Raw genomic sequence first — 23253 nt, 5'->3', positions numbered from 1 at the left:
CAATAAAGTAAATAAAAATTAAGCAGCCAATTATATGAAAAATATAGAATTTATTTAATCTAGTCAAGTTGGCCTAATCGCAATTTTCACATTCAAATAAAATAGTATAAATAAAGAACCCTGCTTAAAGCAGGGTTCTTTTAAAACGTTAGATAAAGAAAATTAGTTCTTTTCTTTGTCTACGATTTTGTTTGCTTGAATCCATGGCATCATTGCACGCAACTTATTACCAGTTACTTCAATACCATGTGCAGCATTTTGACGACGACGAGCAGTCATAGATGGGTAGTTTAACGCACCTTCTTGAATGAACATCTTAGCGTACTCACCAGATTGAATACGTTTCAATGCATTACGCATTGCTTCACGAGATTGTTCATTGATTACTTCAACACCAGTTACATATTCGCCGTACTCAGCATTGTTAGATACTGAGTAGTTCATGTCAGCGATACCACCCTCGAACATTAAGTCAACGATCAATTTAAGTTCGTGTAAACATTCGAAGTAAGCCATTTCTGGTGCATAACCAGCTTCAACTAAAGTTTCGAAGCCCATTTTCACCAATTCAACCGCGCCACCACAAAGAACTGCTTGCTCACCGAATAAGTCAGTTTCAGTTTCTTCACGGAATGAGGTTTCGATAATACCTGTACGGCCGCCACCTACGCCAGAAGCGTAAGAAAGAGCAACGTTACGTGCATTACCAGAAGCATCTTGGTGGATTGCAATTAGGTCAGGAACACCTGAACCACGTTGGAACTCTGAACGTACAGTGTGACCTGGTGCTTTTGGAGCAACCATGATTACGTCTAAATCTTTACGTGGAACAACTTGGTTGTAAAGAACAGAGAAACCATGAGCAAATGCAAGAGTCGCGCCTTCTTTGATGTTTGGCTCAATCACGTCACGGTAAAGTTGTGATTGGAATTCATCTGGAGTCAAAATCATTACGAGGTCAGCTTGCTTAACAGCAGCAGGAACTTCTGCAACTTTAAGACCTGCGTTTTCAGCTTTCTTCCAAGAAGCTGAATCTGCACGTAAACCTACAGTTACGTCTACGCCTGAGTCTTTAAGGTTAAGTGCATGAGCATGACCTTGAGAACCGTAACCAATAATCGCTACTTTCTTGCCTTGGATGATTGATAAGTCACAGTCTTTATCGTAAAAAATTTGCATTTGTGTTCTCCGCTAAAATACTTTTTAAAAAATTAAATGGCTAATACTTTTTCGCCACGGGCGATACCAGATACACCTGAACGAACGACTTCTAGAATAGTGTTTTCTGCAAGCGCATCGATAAAACCATCTAATTTTTCAGTTGTCCCTGCTATTTGAATGGTATAGGTAGTTGGTGTCACGTCTACAATCTGCGCACGGAAAATATCCGCTGTTCGCTTAATTTCAGCACGTGAAGCACCTAACGCTTTTACTTTAATCAGCATCAGTTCACGCTCAATGTGTGAACCTTCTGATAAATCAACTACTTTCACAACTTCAACAAGTTTATTGAGCTGCTTTGTAATCTGTTCAATCTTATGGTCATCACCATAGGTTGTTAATGTTAAGCGTGACAAAGTTGGGTCTTCGGTTGGCGCAACATTCAATGTTTCAATGTTATATCCACGTTGGCTAAATAAACCAACAAGGCGAGAAAGCGCACCAGCTTCGTTTTCAACGAGTACAGAAATAATATGTCTCATTATGTACGCTCCCCTTTACCTAACCACATATCCTTCATAGACTGACCTGCGATCAGCATTGGATAAACATGTTCCGTGCGATCAACCATGACATTAATGAATACACATTTATCATTAATCGCCATTGCTTCAGCAAGCTTCGACTCTAGTTCATCGGCATGATCAATCTGGATACCAACGTGACCATAAGCTTCCATTAATTTGCCAAAATCAGGCAATGATTCAACGTATGAGCTTGAGTGACGGCCCTCATAGTTCATATCTTGCCACTGCTTCACCATACCTAAAGCACGGTTATTCAAGCACAAGATCTTCACATTCATGCCGTATTGCTTACAAGTCGAAAGCTCTTGAATACACATTTGAATTGAAGCTTCGCCAGTAATACAAACAACTTGTTGATCTGGGAAAGCGAGCTTCGCAGCCATTGCATAAGGTAAACCTACGCCCATGGTGCCCAATCCGCCTGAGTTAATCCATTGACGTGGACGTTTGTATTTGTAATACAACGCACCAAACATTTGGTGTTGGCCCACATCTGAAGTGATGATAGCATCACCATTGGTCGCTTTATATAAAGCTTCAACAACTTGCTGCGGCTTCATTGTGCCATCAGTCGGAGTTTCAAACTTTAAGCCATGAACTTTACGCCATTCATTAATTTGATCCCACCACGCAGCAATTGCTTCAGGGTTTGGCTTAGACACATTTAATTGTTTCAATTGCGTCAACATTTCCTGAAGTACAGGCTCAACTGCCCCTACAATTGGAATGTGCGCCATAATTGTTTTTGAAATGCTCGCCGGATCAATATCAATATGAATAACTTTAGCATTCACACAGAATTTTGCTGGGTTATTGGTTACTCGGTCATCAAAACGCGCACCAATTGCAAGAATGACATCAGCATTATGCATCGCCATATTTGCTTCATAAGTACCGTGCATACCCAACATGCCTACAAACTGTGGATCATCGCCAGGGAAGCCACCAAGGCCCATAAGTGTGTTAGTTACTGGATAACCTAGTAAATGTGCGAGTTCAGTCAATAATGCCGATGCATTACCTTGAACAACACCACCACCCGTATAAATTACAGGGCGTTTTGCACTTAAAAGCTCATCAATCGCTTTACGAATTTGGCCAGAATGACCACGTGAAGGTGGCTGATAAGAACGCATCTTCACTTTTTCAGGATATTCGTACGCAAATTTTTCTGCAGGATTTGTCGCATCTTTAGGAATATCGACTACAACTGGACCAGGGCGACCACTTGCTGCGATATAAAATGCTTTTTTGATAATTGCAGGAATTTCGCTTGCATGACGAACTTGGAAGCTGTGTTTCACGATTGGACGTGAAATACCTACCATATCAGTTTCTTGGAAAGCGTCTTCACCAATAAGATGTGATGCAACCTGGCCAGACAAAATCACCATTGGGATTGAGTCCATATAAGCTGTTGCAATTGGAGTCACAGTATTAGTTGCGCCAGGTCCAGAAGTGACCAGTACTACGCCTGTCTTACCTGTGGCACGCGAGTAAGCATCTGCCATATGACCAGCAGCTTGTTCATGACGTACGAGGTAATGATTAATTTTGTCTTGTTGAAATAGCGCATCATAAATATGTAATACAGCGCCGCCTGGATAACCAAAAACATGTTCAACGCCTTCGTCCGCAAGAGCACGAACGAGCATTTCACCACCAGATAAAAGTTCCAACGTGATTCACCCTAAAATCTTTATCACTATTTATGGAAGGCACAAATAGTGTTTCATTCATTGAATTGTCTGCACTGTTATAGCACACATATTGTCTAGTTTTCGTTGCAATAGAAAAATTTCTGTTTTTCAGCCGTATAAGCTTTTTTAACATTAATAAAGCATGTCTGGATATACATACTTTAAGTAAAATCAATCTCTCGGCTAGAGAGAATGTCTATTACAAAACATGACGGTTATTCGAAGGGTGATCAAATAATCGCATATAAAACTAAAGGAAGCATTTTTGTTGTTTAATTCACTAAAGTCAAGATTAAAGAAACACTTTTCTATGATTATTTTTTAACTGACTATTTTTTCATCTTATTTGATTTTTCCACTTTTCTTTTTTTATGATTACCCCGCTTTTTTCAGGTTTATTCTTGTTTAATTTTTAACGGAAAATAAATCCATCCCAAAACTGCATTTTTGTCGATTTTGCGCTATGCTGTGCAACAATCTTTAATATCAATTTTTGTTGTATAGCTTACGTCTATGACTATTTCTCACATTGACCCCGAATATCAAGCAAACACGATTGAACCATCAGTTCAACAAGATTGGGAAAATCGTAAAGTCTTTAAAGTTGCCGACACTGTCGAAGGTAAACATCGTTACATCCTGTCAATGTTTCCTTACCCAAGCGGCAAGCTGCATATGGGGCATGTGCGTAACTATACAATTGGCGATGTGATTAGCCGTTTTTACCGTTTAAAAGGTGAAACTGTATTACAACCTATGGGTTGGGATGCATTCGGTTTACCTGCGGAAAACGCAGCAATTGCCCATAAAGTTGCTCCAGCAAAATGGACATTTGAAAACATTGCGTACATGCGTGACCAATTAAAAAAATTAGGTCTATCTGTAGACTGGGATCGTGAATTTGCAACTTGTACACCAGAGTATTATCACTGGGAACAATGGTTATTTGTTCAGCTTTATAAAAAAGGCCTGATCTACCGTAAACTTTCAACAGTAAACTGGGATCCGGTTGACCAAACTGTTTTAGCAAACGAACAAGTTGAAAATGGTCGCGGATGGCGTTCTGGTGCATTGGTTGAAAAACGCGATATTCCAATGTACTACTTCCGTATTACTGACTATGCACAAGAATTATTAGACGACCTAGACACTCTACAAGACGGCTGGCCTCAACAAGTGTTGACCATGCAACGTAACTGGATTGGTCGCTCTACAGGCATGGAAATTACTTTCCCATCTGCCAATACCGAAATTTATGCTGATGGCTTAACTGTTTATACAACACGTGCTGACACGCTTATGGGCGTGACATATGTTGCCGTTGCAGCAGAACACCCTCTTGCGCTTAAAGCTGCTGAAAACAACTCTGAATTGGCTGCATTTATTGAAGAGTGCCGCATGGGTTCAGTTGCAGAAGCGGACTTGGCAACAGCCGAGAAAAAAGGCATGGCGACAGGTTTGTTTGTAAAGCATCCTGTAACTGGTGAAGAGCTTCCTGTCTGGATCGCAAACTACGTATTAATGTCTTACGGTTCTGGCGCAGTGATGGCTGTACCAGCGCATGACGAACGTGATTTTGAATTTGCTAACAAGTTTAACTTGTCAATTAAGCAAGTGATTGATGCCAAAGGCGCTGACGATGCAGACTACTCTGCAACTGAGTGGCAAGAATGGTACGGTTCTAAAGAAGGTAAACTTGTTAACTCTGGTGAGTTTGATGGTTTAGAATTCCAAGCTGCATTTGATGCATTCCTTGCAAAATTAGAACCACAAGGTTTAGCAAATTCTAAAGTTCAATTCCGTTTACGTGACTGGGGTGTTTCTCGTCAACGTTACTGGGGTTGTCCAATTCCAATGATTAACTGTGATACTTGTGGTCAAGTCACAGTTCCAGAAGACCAGCTTCCAGTTGTATTACCAACTGACGTTGTTCCAGATGGTTCAGGTAACCCGCTTAATAAAATGCCTGAATTCTATGAAACTAAATGTCCTTGTTGTGGTGGTAATGCACGTCGTGAAACAGATACATTGGATACATTCGTAGAGTCATCTTGGTACTACGCACGCTATGCGTCTCCAGACTTCACTGGCGGAATGGTGAAACCTGAAGCTGCTCAAAACTGGCTTCCTGTAAACCAATATATTGGTGGTGTTGAACACGCGATTCTTCACTTACTTTATGCACGTTTCTTCCACAAATTAATGCGTGATGAAGGTGTAGTACAAGGTAATGAACCATTTACCAACTTGTTAACTCAAGGCATGGTGCTTGCGGATACATTCTATCGTGAAGCAGAAAATGGTAAAAAAACTTGGTTTAACCCTGCTGATATCGAATTAGAACGCGATGAAAAAGGTCGTATTCTTTCTGCAAAATATTCAGGTGACGGTCAAGAAGTTGTGATCGGCGGACAAGAAAAAATGTCTAAGTCGAAAAACAACGGTATCGACCCACAAGCGATTATTGATCAATACGGCGCAGATACAGCACGTGTATTTATGATGTTCGCTGCTCCACCAGATCAATCTTTAGAATGGTCTGATGCAGGTGTTGAAGGTGCAAACCGTTTCTTAAAACGTGTGTGGCGCCTTGTAGCGAGCTTCCTTGAAAAGGGCAACCAAGCTTCTACGATTGATGCAGCTAACTTGTCTAAAGACGCTCAAGATTTACGTCGCAAAACACACGAAACTATTCAAAAAGTAAGTGATGATATCGAACGTCGTCATGCATTCAATACTGCGATTGCTGCTTTGATGGAATTGTTAAATGCGAGCAACAAGTTTGAAGCAAAAGATGATAATGACGTTGCTGTAGAACGTGAAGCGATCACCACACTGTTAACTTTACTTGCTCCATTTGCACCACATTTAAGTCAAACATTATTGGCTCAGTTTGGTACAGATGTAACAGAAGCGACATTCCCTGAAGTCGATGCTTCTGCATTAACTCGTAATACACAAACGATTGTTGTACAGGTTAACGGTAAACTTCGCGGTAAACTTGAAGTTTCGGTTGATATTTCTAAAGAAGATCTATTAGCTCAAGCTAAAGCTCTTCCAGAAGTTCAACAATTCTTAACAGGACCAACAAAGAAAGAAATTGTGGTTCCAAATAAATTAGTTAACCTCGTGGTTTAATTAAAGTTATTAATGAGAGGATCAAGCATGCACTTTGCCAAACGTTTAGCCGCTGTTGTTTTGACCTTAGGCCTTAGTGCAGGCTTAGTCGGGTGTGGATTTCATTTAAAAGGAACCAACCCGACTGCAACTCCGCTTGTTTATAAAAAATTAAGCCTTGAGTTACCAGCTAAAACTGATGATTTAGAAACCCAGTTAAAAGTTTATTTAGCTGCAAATGGTGTTCAATTCAGCAATGATAATGATGCCTACGTACTCCGTGTTTTAGAGTACACACCACGTCGTCAGCTTTTAAATGGAAAACTAACGGAAGTATTATTACGCTTAACCGTAACCTTCCAGATTGAAGACCGTCAAGGTAATAAAATTACTGAACCACGTTCATTAACTGCATCTCGTAGTTACCAATATGATCTTGCAACGGTTAACACCGAAAATCAGCAAGAATCTTATTTGCAACGTATTGTGATCGATGACATTGCACAGCAAATTACTCGTCAGATTTCAGCAAATCGTTTACCAAAAGCTCAGCCTTAATCTTTATTTTTACCAGCAATGAAAATTGACTATTTACAAGCCTTAAAACGCATTCCGGAAGCACGGGGTGCGTGGATTTTACATGGCCAAGAACCTTTGCTGGAACAAAATTTATTAGATGCTTTTCGTAAAAGTTGGCAACAACAAGAAGTTGAAAGACAGCGCTACGATATTAGTAGTGTAAGCGACTGGAAAAATGTTTTTAACGCTCTTAACAGCTTATCTTTATTTTCTCAGCAGCTTGCCATTGAAGTACATGGCAATATAAAGCCTGACGCAAATGGGCTAAAACAACTTAAAAGCTATATTCAGCATAATGAAACTAACCTGCTTTTAATTGTTCTACCTAAGCAAGATAGTAGTAGCTTAAAGTCTGCTTTTTTCCAAGTTGTGGAAGCAAATGGTGTTGTTGTTGCCCTTACGGCAAACTATCCGCAAGACCGCCAAAGAATTTTATCTGCCGAAGCAGAGAAACTCGAAATTCAACTCGATAATGACGCATGGCAGTGGCTCATGCAGCATCATGAGCATAATCTGCTCGCAGCTAAGAATAGCTTGATGCGTGTAAGAGATACTTTTCCAGACCAGCAACTGATTCAAATTGAACAGTTGTATGCTTGTTTACAAGATCAATCTCGTTACACCACTTACGATTTAAGCGATGCTTTATTAGAAGGTAATCTCGCTCAATCTATTAAAATTTTTCAATATTTAATTGCTGCTGGCGAACCAGAAAGTCTGATTTTATGGACACTAAGCAAAGAAATGCGTTTACTGATGCAATTATTTGAACAGCCTCATAATGCATTACAACTTGGTATCTGGAAAACTAAAGTCAGTTTATATCAACAAGCGTTAAGAAGATTAAATCCTCAACAGTTTTTAGGCTGGTCCACCCTTCTATTGCAAGTTGATGCAGCAATTAAAGGAATGTCGAATGAAAATGCCCAACATTTGATGCAGCAGGCCATTGCTGAATTATGTGGGAAAACGCTATTTATACAATAATTCGGCGGAATCATTTTTCTTCATTCTTGAAATATAATAAAAATTCACGTTTTATCCTCATTTCGCTTTTATACTAAATTAAATTTTAAACTTTTCGACCTCTCACCATGCCAAAAATAAAGCCAATCAAACTTGTTATTATTATCCTCTGTATAGCAGTTATTGCTGTATTAGCTTGGAAGTTTTTAAAGCCTAAAGAGCAGCAACCTCAATATATTACTGCTGAGGTAACACGGGGGGATATTGAAAATAATGTACTTGCGACAGGTACACTAGATGCAACCAAACTCATTAGTGTGGGTGCACAGGTATCTGGTCAGGTTAAAAAGATGTATGTACAGTTGGGTGATCAGGTTAAACAAGGTCAACTCATTGCACAAATTGACTCAACAACCCAAGAAAATAGCTTAAAAACTTCTGATGCGAATATTAAAAATTTAGAAGCACAGCGTCTTCAACAAGTTGCTTCATTAAATGAAAAACAACTTGAGTACCGCCGTCAGCAACAAATGTATGCGCAAGACGCAACGCCGCGTGCAGATTTAGAATCGGCCGAGGCAAGCTATAAAACAGCTCAGGCACAAATTAAAGCATTAGATGCACAGATTGAATCTGCAAAAGTCACAAAATCTACGGCACAAACCAACATTGGTTACACACGTATTGTTGCTCCAACTGATGGAACGGTTGTCGCGATTGTGACTGAAGAAGGCCAAACCGTAAACGCAAACCAAAGCGCACCAACAATCGTCAAAATTGCAAAATTACAAAACATGACGATTAAGGCTCAGGTCAGTGAAGCTGACATTATGAAAGTTGAAAAAGGACAACAGGTTTACTTTACAACTTTAGGTGATGAAACCAAGCGCTATGCAACTTTACGTCAAATTGAACCAGCTCCCGACTCAATTTCGAGCGAATCAACCAGTACAACAAGCTCAACAACCAGTTCAGCTGTTTACTACAATGCCTTATTCGATGTGCCAAATACTGATGGTAAATTGCGTATTGATATGACTGCACAAGTTTATATCGTATTAAATTCAGCTAAAAATGCTTTATTGGTTCCATCTTCTGCTTTAAGTAGTAAACAATTTTCTGGTCAAAGAAAATCAGGTCAATCATCTGAGAAAGCAAGTTCTACCCCAAGTACAGAACGCAAACATGAAGGTAATGGTGCTCGTTTAGAACGCTTAAATTTAACTGCTGAACAAAAACAACTGGTTGAACAAGGTAAAGCAACGCTAAGCGTAGTACGTATTTTACAAGCAGATGGTACAACCAAACCGACTCAAATTTTGGTGGGTATTAATAACCGTGTAAATGCGCAAGTTCTTGCTGGTTTAAAACAAGGTGACCAAGTTGTAATTGCAGATAGTTCAGATACTTCTGCTGCTTCTGCAAATAGTGGTAATAACCGCCGCCGTGGCCCAATGGGAATGTAAGCATGACAAAACAAGCTTTGCTTGAAGTCAGCAATCTAGTCCGGGAATTCCCTGCTGGCGAAAGCACGATACAAATTTTAAAAGGTATTGACCTGACCATTTATGAAGGTGAACTGGTTGCGATTGTCGGCCAGTCTGGTTCCGGCAAATCGACCCTCATGAATATTTTGGGGTGTTTGGACCGACCTACGAGTGGTAGTTACAAGGTTAATGGACAAGAAACCGGTAAACTTGAGCCAGATCAACTCGCTCGACTACGCCGTGAATATTTTGGTTTTATTTTCCAGCGCTACCATTTATTGGGTGATTTATCTGCTGAAGGTAACGTAGAAGTTCCGGCTGTTTATGCAGGTGTTACCCCTTCTGAACGTAAACAACGCGCAACGGCTTTACTGACCGAATTAGGTTTAGGTACTAAAACCCTCAATAGACCAAGCCAACTTTCTGGTGGTCAGCAGCAACGTGTTTCTATTGCCCGTGCGCTGATGAATGGCGGTGACGTTATTCTGGCAGATGAACCAACAGGGGCGCTTGACTCTCATAGTGGTGTTGAGGTGATGCGTATTTTGCGTGAACTCAATGCCGCAGGCCACACTATTATTTTAGTCACCCACGATATGCAAGTTGCAAAAAATGCGACTCGCATTATCGAGATTAGTGACGGAGAAATTATTAGTGACCGCCCTAATGTTCCAGATCAAGCAGCTGAACCAATCAAATCTGATCCTGATGCGGCGCCTGCTTTGCAAGGTAAACAGAAGAAAGGCAAAAGTATTTCTGCATGGCGCTCTACTTTAGACCGTTTATCTGAAGCCTTTCAAATGGCTTTACTGTCTATGAATGCCCACCGCATGCGTACTTTTTTAACCATGCTGGGGATCATCATTGGTATTGCATCGGTTGTTACTGTTGTCGCATTAGGTAAAGGCTCTCAACAGCAAATTTTAAGTAATATTAGTAGCCTGGGAACAAATACGATTACGGTGTTTCAGGGCCGTGGTTTTGGTGACAACTCTAAAACTGCAAGTTTTAAAACCTTGGTGCCTGCCGATGCCGATGCGTTAATGACTCAACCATATGTTAGTGCAGTCAGCCCAATCGTCAGCACATCCAAAACCATGCGTTACCAACAAAATGAAGCGAACGCGACCATTAATGGTGTGAGTAACGATTATTTCGATGTGAAAGGTTTGGTCTTTAAAGATGGACAAACTTTTGATCAACGTAGTGTCCGTGATCGCTCACAGGATGTGGTCATTGATACTAATACTCAAAAGCAGTTCTTTAGTGACGGTACCAACCCTATCGGTCAAGTAGTATTACTCGGTAGTGTACCTGCTCGTATTATTGGCGTTCTAGAACCGCAAACGAGCGGCATGGGCTCAGATGACACTTTAAATGTCTATATGCCTTATACAACCGTGATGAGCCGTATGTTAGGACAATCTAATGTACGTAATATCGTGGTTCGTATTAATGACAAATATTCAACTGCTGCCGCAGAAAATGCGATTGTGAATTTATTAACCCAGCGCCATGGTGCACAAGATATTTTCACCATGAACAGTGACAGTATCCGTCAGACTATTGAGAAAACAACCAGCACGATGACCCTTCTGGTTTCAGCAATTGCCGTAATTTCATTGGTCGTTGGTGGTATCGGGGTAATGAATATTATGTTGGTTTCGGTGACTGAACGTACTCAGGAAATTGGCGTACGTATGGCTGTAGGTGCTCGTCAAAGTGATATTTTGCAGCAATTCCTGATTGAAGCAATTTTAGTATGTTTAATTGGTGGTGTGCTTGGCGTCTTATTGTCGCTTGGACTTGGACAACTTATTAATAAATTTGCTGGCGGTAACTTTAGCGTAGCTTATTCAAGCACTTCTATTATTGCCGCATTTGTCTGTTCAACACTGATTGGTGTCGTATTTGGTTTCTTGCCTGCCAAGAATGCCGCGAAGCTTGACCCTGTTGCCGCACTATCACGAGAATAAGGAAAATTGCATGTCTTTCTCTATGACTAAACTCAGCACAGCACTTCTTCTCACAGGTTCTCTTGTAGGATGTGCAGCTGTAGTAAAAACACCTTATGAAACACCTGCAGTACAAGTTCCGGGTAGTTTTCAGTATGACACAACAAAAACAAAAACCATGTCTGCCGCTCAATATTCTGACCGTTGGTGGACACTCTTTAACGACGCACAGCTCAATCAGCTTGTAAGCAATGTATTAGAGCGTAACAGTGATTTAGCAGTTGCAGGTATTGCTTTAAAGCAAGCCCGTCTACAAGCTGATTTAACCGCTAATAAGCAAGGCTTGCGAACTAGCTCTAGTGTTTCTACTGGACATTCTTTCGATTTAAATTCGGGAGATGACAGCGCTAATGGTCTTTCCATGAGTGCGGGAGTAAGCTATGAGCTTGATTTGTTTGGCAAGCTTGCACGCCAAACCGAAGCAAGTAAATGGGAAGCTTTAGCGACAGAACAAGATTTACAAGCTACTGGGCAAAGTTTAATTGCAACTACTGCCAAACTTTATTGGCAACTGGGTTATTTAAATGAGCGTTATACAACCGCACAGCAAAGTCTAGCAACCTCTCAAAAGCTTTATGACTTGGTACAGATTCAATATAAAGCTGGTGCCGTTTCCGGTGTAGATCTGACTCAAGCAGAACAGTCGGTACAGAGCCAAAAAGCGAGTTTAAGTCAGATTGAACAACAACTGGTTGAAACACGCACAGCCATTGCAGTGTTATTGCATGAACCATTGCAGCAATTAAACATTCAAGAGCCAAAGCGTTTACCACGCACTGCTCTACCTGCAATTGGTGCTGGTTTACCTGCCGATATTTTATCACGCCGCCCTGATTTGCAAGCAAGTGAACTACGCTTAAGAAAAGCATTAGCGACTAAAGATGCTACTAAGGCGAGCTACTACCCGTCGATTAGCTTAACCAGCAGTCTAGGCTCAAGCAGCACATCGTTAACGGAGTTATTACGTAACCCTGCTCTCACGCTTGGTGCAAGTTTAAGCTTACCGTTTTTGCAATATAACGATATGAAGAAAGATATCGCGATTAGCAATCTAGATTATGAAAAAGCGATTATTCAATATCGTCAAACGCTTTATCAGGCTTTTGCTGATGTAGAAAATGCTTTATCGAGTCGTACCGAACTCGATAAACAAGTAGCGTTACAAGAGCGTAATGTTGAACTTGCAGAAAAAACTGAACGTTTAACAGAAGTCCGTTACCGTTATGGTGCTGTCGCATTAAAAACGCTTCTTGATGCACAGCAGACCACACGTACTGCACGATTAAGCCTCGTTGAAACCAAGCAAAGCCAATACAATGCTTATGTCACTCTCATGCAAGCTCTAGGTGGTTCACCTGTAAAAGAACTACCGCAATAACTTGCACCAATTAAAAAAGCCGTAGTCCTTCAACTACGGCTTTTTTATGGCTAAATAAATTTTAAAACTTATTCATCATCCATCATAGATTGGCTCATACCTACAGTATTGAAACCAGCATCTACATATAGGATTTCACCAGTAATACCTGAAGCCCAAGGTGAGCATAGGAATAATGCTGCGTTACCTACTTCTTCAATGGTTACATTACGCTTTAACGGCGCAACTTTTTCATTGGCATCTAACATTTTACGGAAAGATTTAATACCAGAAGCAGCTAAAGTACGGATTGGGCCCGCAGAAATCGCGTTTACACGGATACCATCAACACCAAGGCTTGATGCCAAGTAACGAACACCAGCTTCTAAAGAAGCTTTTGCCATACCCATAACGTTATAGTTAGGCATAACGCGCTCAGAACCTTGGTAAGTCAAAGTTAATAAACAACCTTGGCGAGCTTGTAATAAAGGTTTTGCAGCACGTGCCATTGCAACAAAGCTGTATGCACTGATGTCATGAGCAACTTTAAAACCTTCACGGTCAGTCACGTCAGTGAAGTCACCGTCAAGTGTATGTGCAGGTGCGAAGCCAATTGAGTGTACAACACCGTCTACACCATCCCAATGTTTTGCAAGTTCTGCAAATGCATTATCAATTTCAGCATCAACAGCAACATCACATGGAAACACAAGCTTAGAACCGAATTGCTCAGCAAATTCATCCACACGTTTTTTTAATTTTTCGTTTGGATAAGTAAACGCAAGCTCTGCACCTTCACGGTGTAATGCTTGTGCGATACCAAAAGCAATTGATAATTTACTAGCAACGCCTGCAATCAAAAAGCGCTTACCTGCTAAAAGTCCTTGTGTCATGCCGATCTCACTCAAAACAATTTCAAGCATAATGCCAATATTCGGCGGTTTTCGAAATTGCATAATGCATCTTTTTTCAAAAATCGCACGAAAAAAAATCGCTCCTGATGAGGAGCGACTTCTAGATGAATGCAATCTTAGTCGTCAGACAGTAAGCCCAGTAAACGTAAGAAAGAAATATACATCCATACTAAAGTTGCAAGTAATGCGATACCACACAACCATTCCATGAATTTTGGTGCACGATATGCTGCATTAGTTTCGATTAAATCAAAATCTAAAATCAGATTAAGCGAAGCAATGACCGCGACGAATGCAGCAAAACCAATGCCTAACCAGTTACTTTCAAAAATATAAGGAACACTTGAACCAAATGCTAAACGCATGACCATCTGCACAATAAATACAATAAAGATTGCCAAAGATGCAGAGATTACAACTGACTTAAACTTTTCAGTTGCGCGGATAATTTGGAATTTATATAAACCAAACATCACCAAAGTCGTAACGAAAGTTGCTAATAAAGCCTGAAGTGGAACACCTGGGTATTTCAACTGGAAAGTAAACGAAATACCACCTAAAAAAGCCCCTTCAAATAAGGCATACGGAATTGCCAATGTTGGCGCAGTCGTTGGTTTAAACGTTGTAATTAAAGCTAAAACCAAACCACCAATTGCACCCACAATTGAAGCTGCGTAAGCAATACCAACATTTGCAGTAAAGGCTGCATAGAAAAATAAAGCGACACCCACCGCAGCTGCAATGACCGTCAACATAACAGATTTTTGAATCGCACCTTGCACAGTCATCGGTTGACTATAGTCACTGACCGTTTCAACACGAGTCAGTATCGGGTTATTACTTTGCATAAATGCTCTCTTTTTATAATAAAAATTTAAAACATCATTTTAAGCAAAATGAATATGAAAGCCAAATCAGGCGATCGGCATTATTGTAACAATGTCCTTTATGCAATAAAAAAAGGAGGCCTAAGCCTCCCTTTCATATCACATCTACAACGTAATCAATCTTTACCATCTGTATTCATGATAAAGAAATATTCGCGGTAATATTTCAACTCTGAAATTGAGTCACGAATATCATCCATTGCCAAATGTGATGCATTCTTTTTCAGGCCACTCATAATTTCAGGGCGCCAGCGTTTTGAAAGCTCTTTTACCGTAGATACATCAAGATTACGATAGTGGAAATACTGCTCAAGTTCAGGCATAAGACGGTGTAAGAAACGGCGATCCTGACAGATTGAGTTACCGCACATTGGTGAAACTTTTGGATTCACCCATTTTTTTAGGAATTCTAAAGTTTGTAACTCAGCATCACGAGCTGTTAATTTACTGCGACGAACTCGTTCAATCAGACCAGACTGCCCATGTTGACGAGTGTTCCATTCATCCATTGCATTTAAAATACGATCAGGTTGATGAATAGCCAAAACGGGACCTTCAGCAAGTACATTTAAATGATCATCTGTAATAATTGTTGCGATTTCAATAATTTGGTCATTATCGGTATCTAATCCGGTCATTTCCAGATCAATCCAAATTAATCGTGTATTTAAAGTACTGCTCATGAATGTACGTTCTAAAATGCCGTAAAAACATCAATAGTAGCAAATTTCTTGCTTCCGCGCTGTAATTCTATAGCTGCTTCATGCTATTTTTGCGGTCTTCAAACAATGGTTTTTTTGGGATATGAATGGCTTTAATTCGTAAGCGTCGTTTAACTGAACAACAGCAACGTCGTATTGAAAAACAGCATAAAACTCGCCAAGAAGAGATCGATACTTCACAGGATCTAGACGGACTCGTTGTACAACATTATGGCCGTCAACTTGAAGTACAAGCCCTCTCTGTACCGGAGCATCACCCAGAAAAACCACAAGTTGCCGAAGGAGAACCAGAACCATTCTGGAAGCCGATCGAGCTCAATAGTGTTTGGCGTTGCCATACTCGAACTAATCTTGAGTTACTTGTAACTGGTGATCGTGTTAAATGGCAGGCAGACCCAAATACGGGTTTAGGCATTATTACAGCCATTCACCCACGTACATCTTTACTTACCCGTCCTGACCGCTATCACAAAGTTAAACCAGTAGCCGCGAATATCAGTTTGATTGTGATTGTATTTTCACCGCTTCCTGAACCAGCTCCAACGCTAATCGATCGGTATTTAGTTGCTTGTGCAGATGCAAATATTCCTGCTCTTTTGGTCCTCAATAAGTCTGATTTACTCACTGAAAATGACCCAATTCTTACCCTATTAGAAGAATATAAAACCTTGGGTTATGAGGTGATGATTTGTCAGTCTAAGAAGGGAGATATCTCTGCTTTATCTGAGCGTTTAGATGGTGAAACCGTAGCATTTGTAGGGCAATCAGGCGTAGGAAAAAGCTCTTTAATTAATGTGCTCATTCCAGATGCAGAGCAAAAAACTAATGTTATTTCTGAAAACTCTGCACTTGGACAACACACGACAACCTCTACGCGCTTAATCAACTTCGGTAAAAATGGTGCCTTAATTGATTCTCCGGGAATTCGTGAGTTTGGGCTTTGGCATCTCGATTTAGAAAAAATTCGTATGGGCTTTCCTGACATTGCAGCACATCTAGGATCTTGCCAATTCCGTAATTGCACACATACTCATGAAAAGAATTGTGGGCTTAAACAGGCCGTTGAAGCGGGTGAAATTTTGCCACGACGTTTAGATAGCTTTTTGCGTTTAATCGATGAGATTCAAGAAGCGCAGCAAAAAAACTGATTTTCTGCCCTATTTGCCCTTGAAGTGGTGATTTTGATCACCATCTATATACGCTATACTCTAGGTCAATTTTGTTTTTTAATTTTTTTAGGTGACTTGTGGAACGCTGGTTAGAGTTTATGGGGAATCACCCCATTTTGTTTGGTACGCTCGGAGTCTTGATCGTGTTGTTCTTCATTTTTGAAGGTCAACGTAATGGTCGTAAAATTTCTCCACAGTCGCTTGGTATTTTAGTGAAAGCGAAAAATGCTCTTTTGATTGACTTACGCGATAGCAAAGATTTCCGCGAAGGTCACATTAGTGGCAGTCGCAATATTCCGTATAGCCAAATCGCAAGTCATGCTGACGAATTAAAAGCAAGTGACCGTCCACTGGTATTTATTTGCAACTTGGGGCAAGTTGCTGGAAGTGCTTTGCAAAAAGTTGCTCACCACGATAGCTATCGTCTTGATGGTGGTATTAGTAACTGGAAAGCACAAGGCTTACCTCTTGTTAAAAGCAAACCAAAAGCTTAAGGAGAATTATCATGGCTGCAAATGTCATTGTTTACTCAACTTCTGTATGCCCGTATTGTGTTCGTGCTAAACAGTTACTTGAGCGTAAAGGTGTTGCTTATAAAGAAGTAAATCTTTCTGTTGAAGCACCAGAAGTACGTGTTGAATTAATGCAACGCACAAATCATCGTACTGTCCCACAAATTTTCATTAACGATCAGTTTATCGGTGGTTTTGACCAACTTTATGCTTTAGAGCGTGAAGGTAAACTCGACGAATTATTGGCTTAACATCGCATCCATATTAAGGAAAAAACAATGAGCGAAGAACAACAAGTTCAACCACAATTAGCTTTAGAGCGTATTTATACAAAAGATATTTCTTTTGAGGTTCCTGGGGCGCAGGTTTTTACTAAACAATGGCAACCTGAACTTAATATCAATCTTTCTTCTGCTGCAGAAAAGATTGACCCGACTCACTTTGAAGTTTCTTTAAAAGTTGTGGTACAAGCCGATAACGACAACGAAACAGCGTTCATTGTAGATGTAACTCAATCAGGTATTTTCTTGATCGACAACATTGAAGAAGAGCGTTTACCTTATATTTTAGGCGCATACTGCCCGAATATTTTGTTCCCGTTCTTACGTGAAGCTGTAAATGATTTAGTAACTAAAGGTAGCTTCCCACAGTTACTTCTTACTCCAATCAACTTTGATGCCGAGTTTGAAGCGAACATGCAACGTGCTCAAGCTGCTGCTGTTGAAGGTCAAGCTTAATATTTTAGCTTTCCCTTTTAATAAAAAAACCGCGTAATACGCGGTTTTTTTATGTGTGCTATTAAAATTATTAAAGATCAAGTGAGTGAAGCTGAATAGATGGAAATTGAAAGCCACGGCAAGATAACTCTGAACGCCATGCAACGGTTAATATCATATTGCCCACAATAAAATTTTGATAGGCAAATGTCCCATTAAGTGGATGAGAACAGACTCCACCATGATCGGTAGGATGTGCCTGAGTATTTAACGTGTTTAAATCTAAACGTATGCCTAATCCTGAAGCTTTTAAAACAGCTTCTTTCGTGGTCCAGACTTTGAACCAATATTCTCTATCTTGTTCTAAGCTTAGCCATGTTTCATATTCATCAGGATGAAATGCATGTTTTGCTAAAGCGTCTAAGCGTACATTTCGATCCAGTTCCTCAACATCTACCCCAATATCTTCAACATGTTCACTCATGGCTAAAGCGTAGTAATGTTGGCTATGTGAGTGATTAAAATGCAAAGTGTGATTCAATAAATAAGGTTTGCCATGTTCATGCTTGGCAAACTCCAACTCCGTTGAAGTGAGTTGTAGTTTCTCTGCAATCAGTCTATTTCTGACACTCTGTATTTGTTGTTTTTTATAATGATTAAATGAACGGAAGTCTGGAAAATCTTGTTTAGACTTTAAAAGAAGCTGAGATAATGCCTGTGTATAGACTTCAATTTTACGCTTAGACATTATCTCGACCTTACTTAAAATTATTAGAATTTAACGACATCGCCTTTTAAAGCAACACCCGCCATCATGGTGCCTTTATAGCAATCGTAAGTTGTCGTACTCGTTGTTTCATTGGCTTTAAAATAGCTCACAATATTGGTCACGGCGTTTGCCCCTTGTGCTTTGGCATTGTTTTGCATTTGGATTAGTGCTGAACGCAAAACCCAGTCACAAGAAGTTGCTGCCGACTTACCAAAACCATTGGTCTTTTTATTCGTCACAGCATCTTTTTGAATAACTTTACCACCAGACTTTGTACCCTTTAAATAAAACTTTACCGAACCATCCAAAGTTCCATCTGCAACCGCACGGTCTACAGCTTCTTTAAAATTTAACTGATGTACTTCATCTCCAGCCTGAACAGTGGCAGTAAAACCCGCACTTAGCATTGCTACAAATAAAAGTTTTTTATTTAACATTGTTGTGTTCCTTATTGTTTAACACGTTTAAAAATAAGCGAAGTATTAATTCCGCCAAAAGCAAAGTTATTGCTCATAATAATGTCAGCATCCAAATTTCTCGGCTGCTGAACGATATAATCTAGTTCACCACATAGCGGGTCGATTTCATCTAGATTTAAAGTTGGAATAAAACGGCCACGATTCATCATTTCGATGCTTAACCAAGCTTCAATAGCCCCACACGCCCCCAGCGTATGTCCAAAATAACTCTTTAAAGAGCTGATTGGTTTATAGCCTAAAACTTTTGCAGTGGCTTGGCTCTCTGCCACATCGCCCTGATCAGTTGAAGTACCATGCGCGTTTACATAGGCAATGTCTTTAGCCTCTACAGATGCATCTTTAAGCGCTAACTCCATACAGCGCCCCATCATTTCTGACTCAGGACGAGTTACATGTTGACCATCGGTATTGCTACCATAGCCAATCACTTCTGCATAAATATGAGCACCTCGTGCTTTGGCATGTTCATATTCTTCGAGAATTAAACAGCCTGCTCCTTCACCAATCACCAATCCATCTCGTTTAGCATCAAAAGGACGTGGTGTTTTTTCAGGTTGATCATTCATTCCACTGGTCGCGAACAATACATCAAAAACCGCTGCACCTGCCGCACTGAGTTCCTCTGCACCACCCGCAATCATGACCTGCTGTTTGCCATATTTGATTGCTTCATAAGCTTGCCCAATGGCCATGGAACCAGAGGTACATGCACTTGAGGTAGGTAAAGTTAATCCTTTTAGGCCAAAATATACGGTCATGTTCACTGCACTGGTGTGGGCCATCATGCGAATATAAGTGGTGGCATTAATCTTACTCATGCTCTGGTGAAGCAACATGCTTGCAAACTCACCCACTGCATCTACGCTACCCGCAGATGAACCAAAGGCAACACCCGCTTCGCCACTAGACAAAATTTCATGCCCAAGCAACCCAGCATTTTGTAAAGCAGTTTCGGCACAAACCACAGACATGAGCGCTACACGTCCCATCCCACGGGTAACCTTACGGTTAAAATGTTTTGGAACATGAAATGTTTCAACAGGCCCAGCAAGTTTGGTCCGAAGGTCAACATATTGCTCCCACTCCGGCATGTAACGAATACCGCTTTTAGCAGCTTCAAATCGCGCAAAGATATCATCGGTAGTTTCACCTAAAGAGGTAATTCCTGCCATTCCTGTCACAACAACACGTTTCATCAGATGACTCCTCCATTCACAGAGATCACCTGTCGAGTTACATAAGAGGCTTCATCTGAACATAAGAATTTTACTACGCTCGCCACTTCACCGGCCTGTCCCATGCGCTGCAGCGGAATCATTTTAAGCGCATGTTCTTTGACTTCATCTGTCACCATTTCGGTTTCGATCAGTCCAGGGGCTACACAGTTCACAGTAATTTTTCGCTTCGCCAATTCGAGTGCCAAAGCCTTGGTCGCACCAATCAGACCTGCTTTTGCAGCACTGTAGTTGACTTGTCCACGATTACCCATAATTCCAGACACAGAAGATAAAGTGACAATACGACCACCTTTGCGTAAGTGAATCATTGGCATGATGAGTGGTTTTAAAACATTATAGAAACCATCTAAGGAAGTCGAAATCACTTCATCCCAGTCTTGATCTGTTAACGCAGGAAAAGCACCATCATGAGTAAGGCCTGCATTCAATACAACGCCATAGAATCCGCCATGCTGCTCTACATCTTGCTCTAAAATTTGTTGTACCGTCTGGCGCTCATTCACATCAAACATTAAATAATGGCTATTTTGCCCTAAGGCTTGAATCTCTTGTACGACTTGCTCAGCCTCTGCCTGACGTGAACGCGCGTGCACAGTTACATCAAAACCAGCCTTTGCCAGCTGTAATGCAATCGCCTTTCCAATTCCTCGACTTGAACCCGTTACTAAAATTCGTCTTGTCACAATGTATTCCTAATTCTTTGTGGTTATTCAAATGGTGTTTCTGTAGGTTCAAATACACTTAATGTTGCCTGAATGCAGTGCTCAGCATATTGAATTTCACAGGAAAATTGCCCAAGTCCTTCATGAAAATATTGTTGCTCTATTTGAATGATCAATCGTGAACCTAAGGCGAAATAAGGGATGGGTAAATTTAATTTACGTGTTCCCAATAAAAAACCGACTTTTGGTGCTTGTTTTGACTGTTGGCCTTGCCAGCCTGAGTAAGCACTAATGGTTTGTGCCATAATTTCAATGCTTGCCCATGTCGGCAAACCTTCTGCTTCACAAAACATCAGCTCTGGCGTAATCGTGAGCTCTGCTTGCGCCCGCCCTTCTGCAACCTCGGTTAAATGGTCGATAAATACCATCGGTTGCTCATGAGGAATATATTGAATTGCATCTAGTTTCACTAGGGCTTAACTCCAAAAACAAGACTAATATTACTTCCCCCAAAAGCGAAAGAATTACTCATGACATAGCGAATGGATTGTTTTAGTTCAGCTTCTTGCACATAGTTTTGGTCAGCCAAATCTGGATCAACCTCAACATTTTGATGTAAAGGCAACCAGCTTTGATCCTTTAGAACCTGTTCACAAATGAAAGCTTCTATGGCACCCGCTGCACCGAGACAATGTCCAGTTTTATGTTTTGTACTACTTAAAGCAACTTGGTAATCACCAAAAACTTGTCTTACAGCCTTAATTTCCATTGCGTCATTTTGTGGAGTTGCTGTCCCATGCAAGTTGATATAACCCACCTCTTGAGCGGAAATATGTGCCATATCTAATGCACGTTGCATAGCTAAAGCAGCACCTTTACCTTCAGGGTGCGGGGCTGAAATGTGCCATGCATCCATGGACTCACCCACCCCCATTAACATGACAGGTGCTTGTTCTTTACTTAGTACAAAAAACGCAGCGGCTTCACCAATATTAATACCATCACGGCTTATGCCGCAGGGTTGGCAAATATGTGCAGATAAACTTTCTAGACTATTAAATCCATTTAGAGTCAATTTGCACAAGGTATCGACGCCACCAACCAGCACAACATCTGCTAAGTCTGCGTGAAGTAATCTCTGCCCTGCGGCTAATGCTTTAGCGCTTGAAGAACAAGCTGTTGAAATCGTATATGCAGGCCCTTCCCATCCTAAGTACTGCTGTAATGCTTTCGCTAAACAGCTCATTTCTTGAGGATAGTGTGATATCGATAGATCTGTTTGCCCTTGAAAATATTGCTTAAGTAATAATTCATTATCTGCAATACCAGAAGTAGAGGTGCCTACCACAATGGCTAAACGTTTATTTTCAAAGGAAGCAGTATAAGCTTTTAACTCTGTTTCGATTTTAGATAATGCGGTTAATGCAAAACGTAGATTACGTGAATCTACAGACTGCAAAGCATCGGGTACGTACGAACATAATGGGTGCGTATATTGTCCCACCCAAACATCACGATCAGCGATTAAATCATCTCGCAAACTCAAGGTTTGCTGCAGCTGTTGTAATGCCTGTTTAATTTGATTAAGTTCACTGCCTAAAGCGGACAAACCAACACTAAATTGTATGCCTACTGCCATTGCGACTTTATTTTCTGAAGGTAACTGTTTCATGGCGTAGGGCTTTCTTCTGTCTGCAAGGTGTTCTCAATCGAACTCAGCGTCATGGTATAAGGGACTTGTTCATTAATCAATTCAATGCTTCCTTGTCCCTGTTTAAGCTGCAACACAGGTTGCTTTTCAATATAAACAACTTGCTTATCTGCTTGTTGTTTCATCTCTACAGCTTGCTGCCCTAAATGCGAAAACTGAGGGTATGTCGCAAACAAAAGATCACGTACCACAAACTCAAAAGGCAATAAACGCATCTGATCAATGCGCTGCTCAACATGAACTCGATGCCCATCAAACTGTAACTTAAATAATTGTTGACCTGTTAGGCTCAAAGCAACCATATCTAGTACAGCGCCCTTTTGCTGTTGATATAGCAAGAAGCTAAAACTTTGCTGCTTCCACTGAACCTCAACCTGATCTTGCCTTTGATAAGTCTGAGCCTGCCACAGTGGACTTTGCAGCCCTTTGGCATGTGGCATGATCTGACAACCATTTAAAAATATAAAGCTACTGAGTAATATCGTTGCCCATTTGCGTTGCATGG

At 40.7% G+C, this 23253-nt stretch carries 23 protein-coding genes; 10 read left to right on the top strand and 13 right to left on the bottom strand.

The window, feature by feature from the left end:
- Positions 1-162: 162 nt before the first annotated feature.
- The 3 genes from ilvC to ACTJJH_RS07820 are packed head-to-tail and all read right to left on the bottom strand — an operon-like array spanning position 163 to position 3427.
- Entirely contained in the window at positions 163-1179 is a 1017-nt protein-coding gene (gene ilvC, locus ACTJJH_RS07830; RefSeq protein ID WP_002115094.1) for a ketol-acid reductoisomerase, read from the bottom strand.
- A gap of 32 nt (positions 1180-1211) precedes the next feature.
- Positions 1212-1703: an acetolactate synthase small subunit gene (gene ilvN, locus ACTJJH_RS07825; RefSeq protein WP_002114824.1), complete on the bottom strand. Its 492-nt coding sequence runs from the start codon at positions 1701-1703 to the stop codon at positions 1212-1214.
- Positions 1703-3427, bottom strand: a complete 1725-nt coding sequence (locus ACTJJH_RS07820; RefSeq protein WP_002115026.1) for an acetolactate synthase 3 large subunit — start codon at positions 3425-3427, stop codon at positions 1703-1705. Before ACTJJH_RS07820 ends, ilvN begins: the two co-directional genes overlap by 1 nt.
- A gap of 534 nt (positions 3428-3961) precedes the next feature.
- On the opposite strand from ACTJJH_RS07820, the gene leuS reads away from it, so the two are divergent.
- From leuS to ACTJJH_RS07790, 6 genes are all read left to right on the top strand, one after another.
- Positions 3962-6586 carry a leucine--tRNA ligase gene (leuS, locus tag ACTJJH_RS07815; RefSeq protein WP_440600962.1) on the top strand — a complete coding sequence of 875 codons (2625 nt, stop codon included), beginning with the start codon at positions 3962-3964 and terminating at the stop codon, positions 6584-6586.
- 27 nt (positions 6587-6613) lie between these two features.
- Positions 6614-7123: an LPS-assembly lipoprotein LptE gene (locus tag ACTJJH_RS07810; RefSeq protein WP_002115142.1), complete on the top strand. Its 510-nt coding sequence runs from the start codon at positions 6614-6616 to the stop codon at positions 7121-7123.
- Between the two features lie 18 nt (positions 7124-7141).
- Positions 7142-8131 (top strand): DNA polymerase III subunit delta, encoded by a 990-nt coding sequence (gene holA / locus ACTJJH_RS07805; RefSeq protein WP_002114918.1) that lies wholly within the window; start codon positions 7142-7144, stop codon positions 8129-8131.
- Positions 8132-8238: 107 nt separating this feature from the next.
- A complete protein-coding gene (locus ACTJJH_RS07800; RefSeq protein ID WP_141315706.1) occupies positions 8239-9576 on the top strand; it encodes a MacA family efflux pump subunit in 1338 nt (445 codons plus the stop codon).
- A gap of 2 nt (positions 9577-9578) precedes the next feature.
- Positions 9579-11573, top strand: coding sequence for a MacB family efflux pump subunit (locus ACTJJH_RS07795; RefSeq protein ID WP_320124142.1), 1995 nt, complete (start codon positions 9579-9581; stop codon positions 11571-11573).
- Positions 11574-11595: 22 nt separating this feature from the next.
- Entirely contained in the window at positions 11596-12990 is a 1395-nt protein-coding gene (locus ACTJJH_RS07790) for an efflux transporter outer membrane subunit (RefSeq protein WP_440600979.1), read from the top strand.
- A gap of 68 nt (positions 12991-13058) precedes the next feature.
- Here ACTJJH_RS07790 and ACTJJH_RS07785 read toward each other — a convergent pair whose 3' ends face one another.
- From ACTJJH_RS07785 to orn, 3 genes are all read right to left on the bottom strand, one after another.
- Positions 13059-13862, bottom strand: coding sequence for an enoyl-ACP reductase FabI (locus tag ACTJJH_RS07785; RefSeq protein ID WP_031944198.1), 804 nt, complete (start codon positions 13860-13862; stop codon positions 13059-13061).
- A 137-nt stretch (positions 13863-13999) separates the two neighbouring features.
- Positions 14000-14731 (bottom strand): Bax inhibitor-1/YccA family protein, encoded by a 732-nt coding sequence (locus tag ACTJJH_RS07780; protein ID WP_004794670.1) that lies wholly within the window; start codon positions 14729-14731, stop codon positions 14000-14002.
- A 155-nt stretch (positions 14732-14886) separates the two neighbouring features.
- Positions 14887-15453 carry an oligoribonuclease gene (gene orn, locus ACTJJH_RS07775; RefSeq protein ID WP_000099436.1) on the bottom strand — a complete coding sequence of 189 codons (567 nt, stop codon included), beginning with the start codon at positions 15451-15453 and terminating at the stop codon, positions 14887-14889.
- Between the two features lie 125 nt (positions 15454-15578).
- On the opposite strand from orn, the gene rsgA reads away from it, so the two are divergent.
- The 4 genes from rsgA to secB all read left to right on the top strand — a co-directional run bounded on the left by rsgA (position 15579) and on the right by secB (position 17910).
- Positions 15579-16640, top strand: a complete 1062-nt coding sequence (gene rsgA / locus ACTJJH_RS07770) for a ribosome small subunit-dependent GTPase A (protein ID WP_005066188.1) — start codon at positions 15579-15581, stop codon at positions 16638-16640.
- 98 nt (positions 16641-16738) lie between these two features.
- Positions 16739-17155: a rhodanese-like domain-containing protein gene (locus tag ACTJJH_RS07765; protein ID WP_000443006.1), complete on the top strand. Its 417-nt coding sequence runs from the start codon at positions 16739-16741 to the stop codon at positions 17153-17155.
- An 11-nt stretch (positions 17156-17166) separates the two neighbouring features.
- Complete coding sequence (grxC, locus tag ACTJJH_RS07760) at positions 17167-17424, top strand: glutaredoxin 3 (protein WP_002114715.1); 258 nt, start codon at positions 17167-17169, stop codon at positions 17422-17424.
- A gap of 27 nt (positions 17425-17451) precedes the next feature.
- Positions 17452-17910 carry a protein-export chaperone SecB gene (secB, locus tag ACTJJH_RS07755; RefSeq protein WP_002115005.1) on the top strand — a complete coding sequence of 153 codons (459 nt, stop codon included), beginning with the start codon at positions 17452-17454 and terminating at the stop codon, positions 17908-17910.
- A 70-nt stretch (positions 17911-17980) separates the two neighbouring features.
- Here secB and ACTJJH_RS07750 read toward each other — a convergent pair whose 3' ends face one another.
- The 7 genes from ACTJJH_RS07750 to ACTJJH_RS07720 are packed head-to-tail and all read right to left on the bottom strand — an operon-like array spanning position 17981 to position 23251.
- Positions 17981-18637 carry a 4'-phosphopantetheinyl transferase family protein gene (locus ACTJJH_RS07750; RefSeq protein ID WP_063098096.1) on the bottom strand — a complete coding sequence of 219 codons (657 nt, stop codon included), beginning with the start codon at positions 18635-18637 and terminating at the stop codon, positions 17981-17983.
- Positions 18638-18660: 23 nt separating this feature from the next.
- Positions 18661-19095, bottom strand: coding sequence for a hypothetical protein (locus ACTJJH_RS07745; protein ID WP_016144319.1), 435 nt, complete (start codon positions 19093-19095; stop codon positions 18661-18663).
- A gap of 11 nt (positions 19096-19106) precedes the next feature.
- Positions 19107-20333 carry a beta-ketoacyl-ACP synthase gene (locus ACTJJH_RS07740; RefSeq protein WP_440600961.1) on the bottom strand — a complete coding sequence of 409 codons (1227 nt, stop codon included), beginning with the start codon at positions 20331-20333 and terminating at the stop codon, positions 19107-19109.
- Positions 20333-21058 carry a 3-ketoacyl-ACP reductase FabG2 gene (locus ACTJJH_RS07735; protein WP_440600960.1) on the bottom strand — a complete coding sequence of 242 codons (726 nt, stop codon included), beginning with the start codon at positions 21056-21058 and terminating at the stop codon, positions 20333-20335. Before ACTJJH_RS07735 ends, ACTJJH_RS07740 begins: the two co-directional genes overlap by 1 nt.
- 23 nt (positions 21059-21081) lie before the next feature.
- Positions 21082-21507: an ApeP family dehydratase gene (locus tag ACTJJH_RS07730; protein WP_042894862.1), complete on the bottom strand. Its 426-nt coding sequence runs from the start codon at positions 21505-21507 to the stop codon at positions 21082-21084.
- A complete protein-coding gene (locus ACTJJH_RS07725; protein ID WP_440600959.1) occupies positions 21507-22709 on the bottom strand; it encodes a beta-ketoacyl-[acyl-carrier-protein] synthase family protein in 1203 nt (400 codons plus the stop codon). Before ACTJJH_RS07725 ends, ACTJJH_RS07730 begins: the two co-directional genes overlap by 1 nt.
- The gene (locus ACTJJH_RS07720; protein WP_322977170.1) at positions 22706-23251 is read right to left on the bottom strand and encodes a DUF3261 domain-containing protein; all 546 of its coding nucleotides are present in this window, start codon (positions 23249-23251) and stop codon (positions 22706-22708) included. Before ACTJJH_RS07720 ends, ACTJJH_RS07725 begins: the two co-directional genes overlap by 4 nt.
- Between the last annotated feature and the right edge of the window lie 2 nt (positions 23252-23253).

Source organism: Acinetobacter sp. 22301, assembly GCF_052045285.1.
Taxonomy (GTDB): domain Bacteria; phylum Pseudomonadota; class Gammaproteobacteria; order Pseudomonadales; family Moraxellaceae; genus Acinetobacter; species Acinetobacter pittii.
This window is presented reverse-complemented; position numbering and strand designations above follow the sequence as displayed.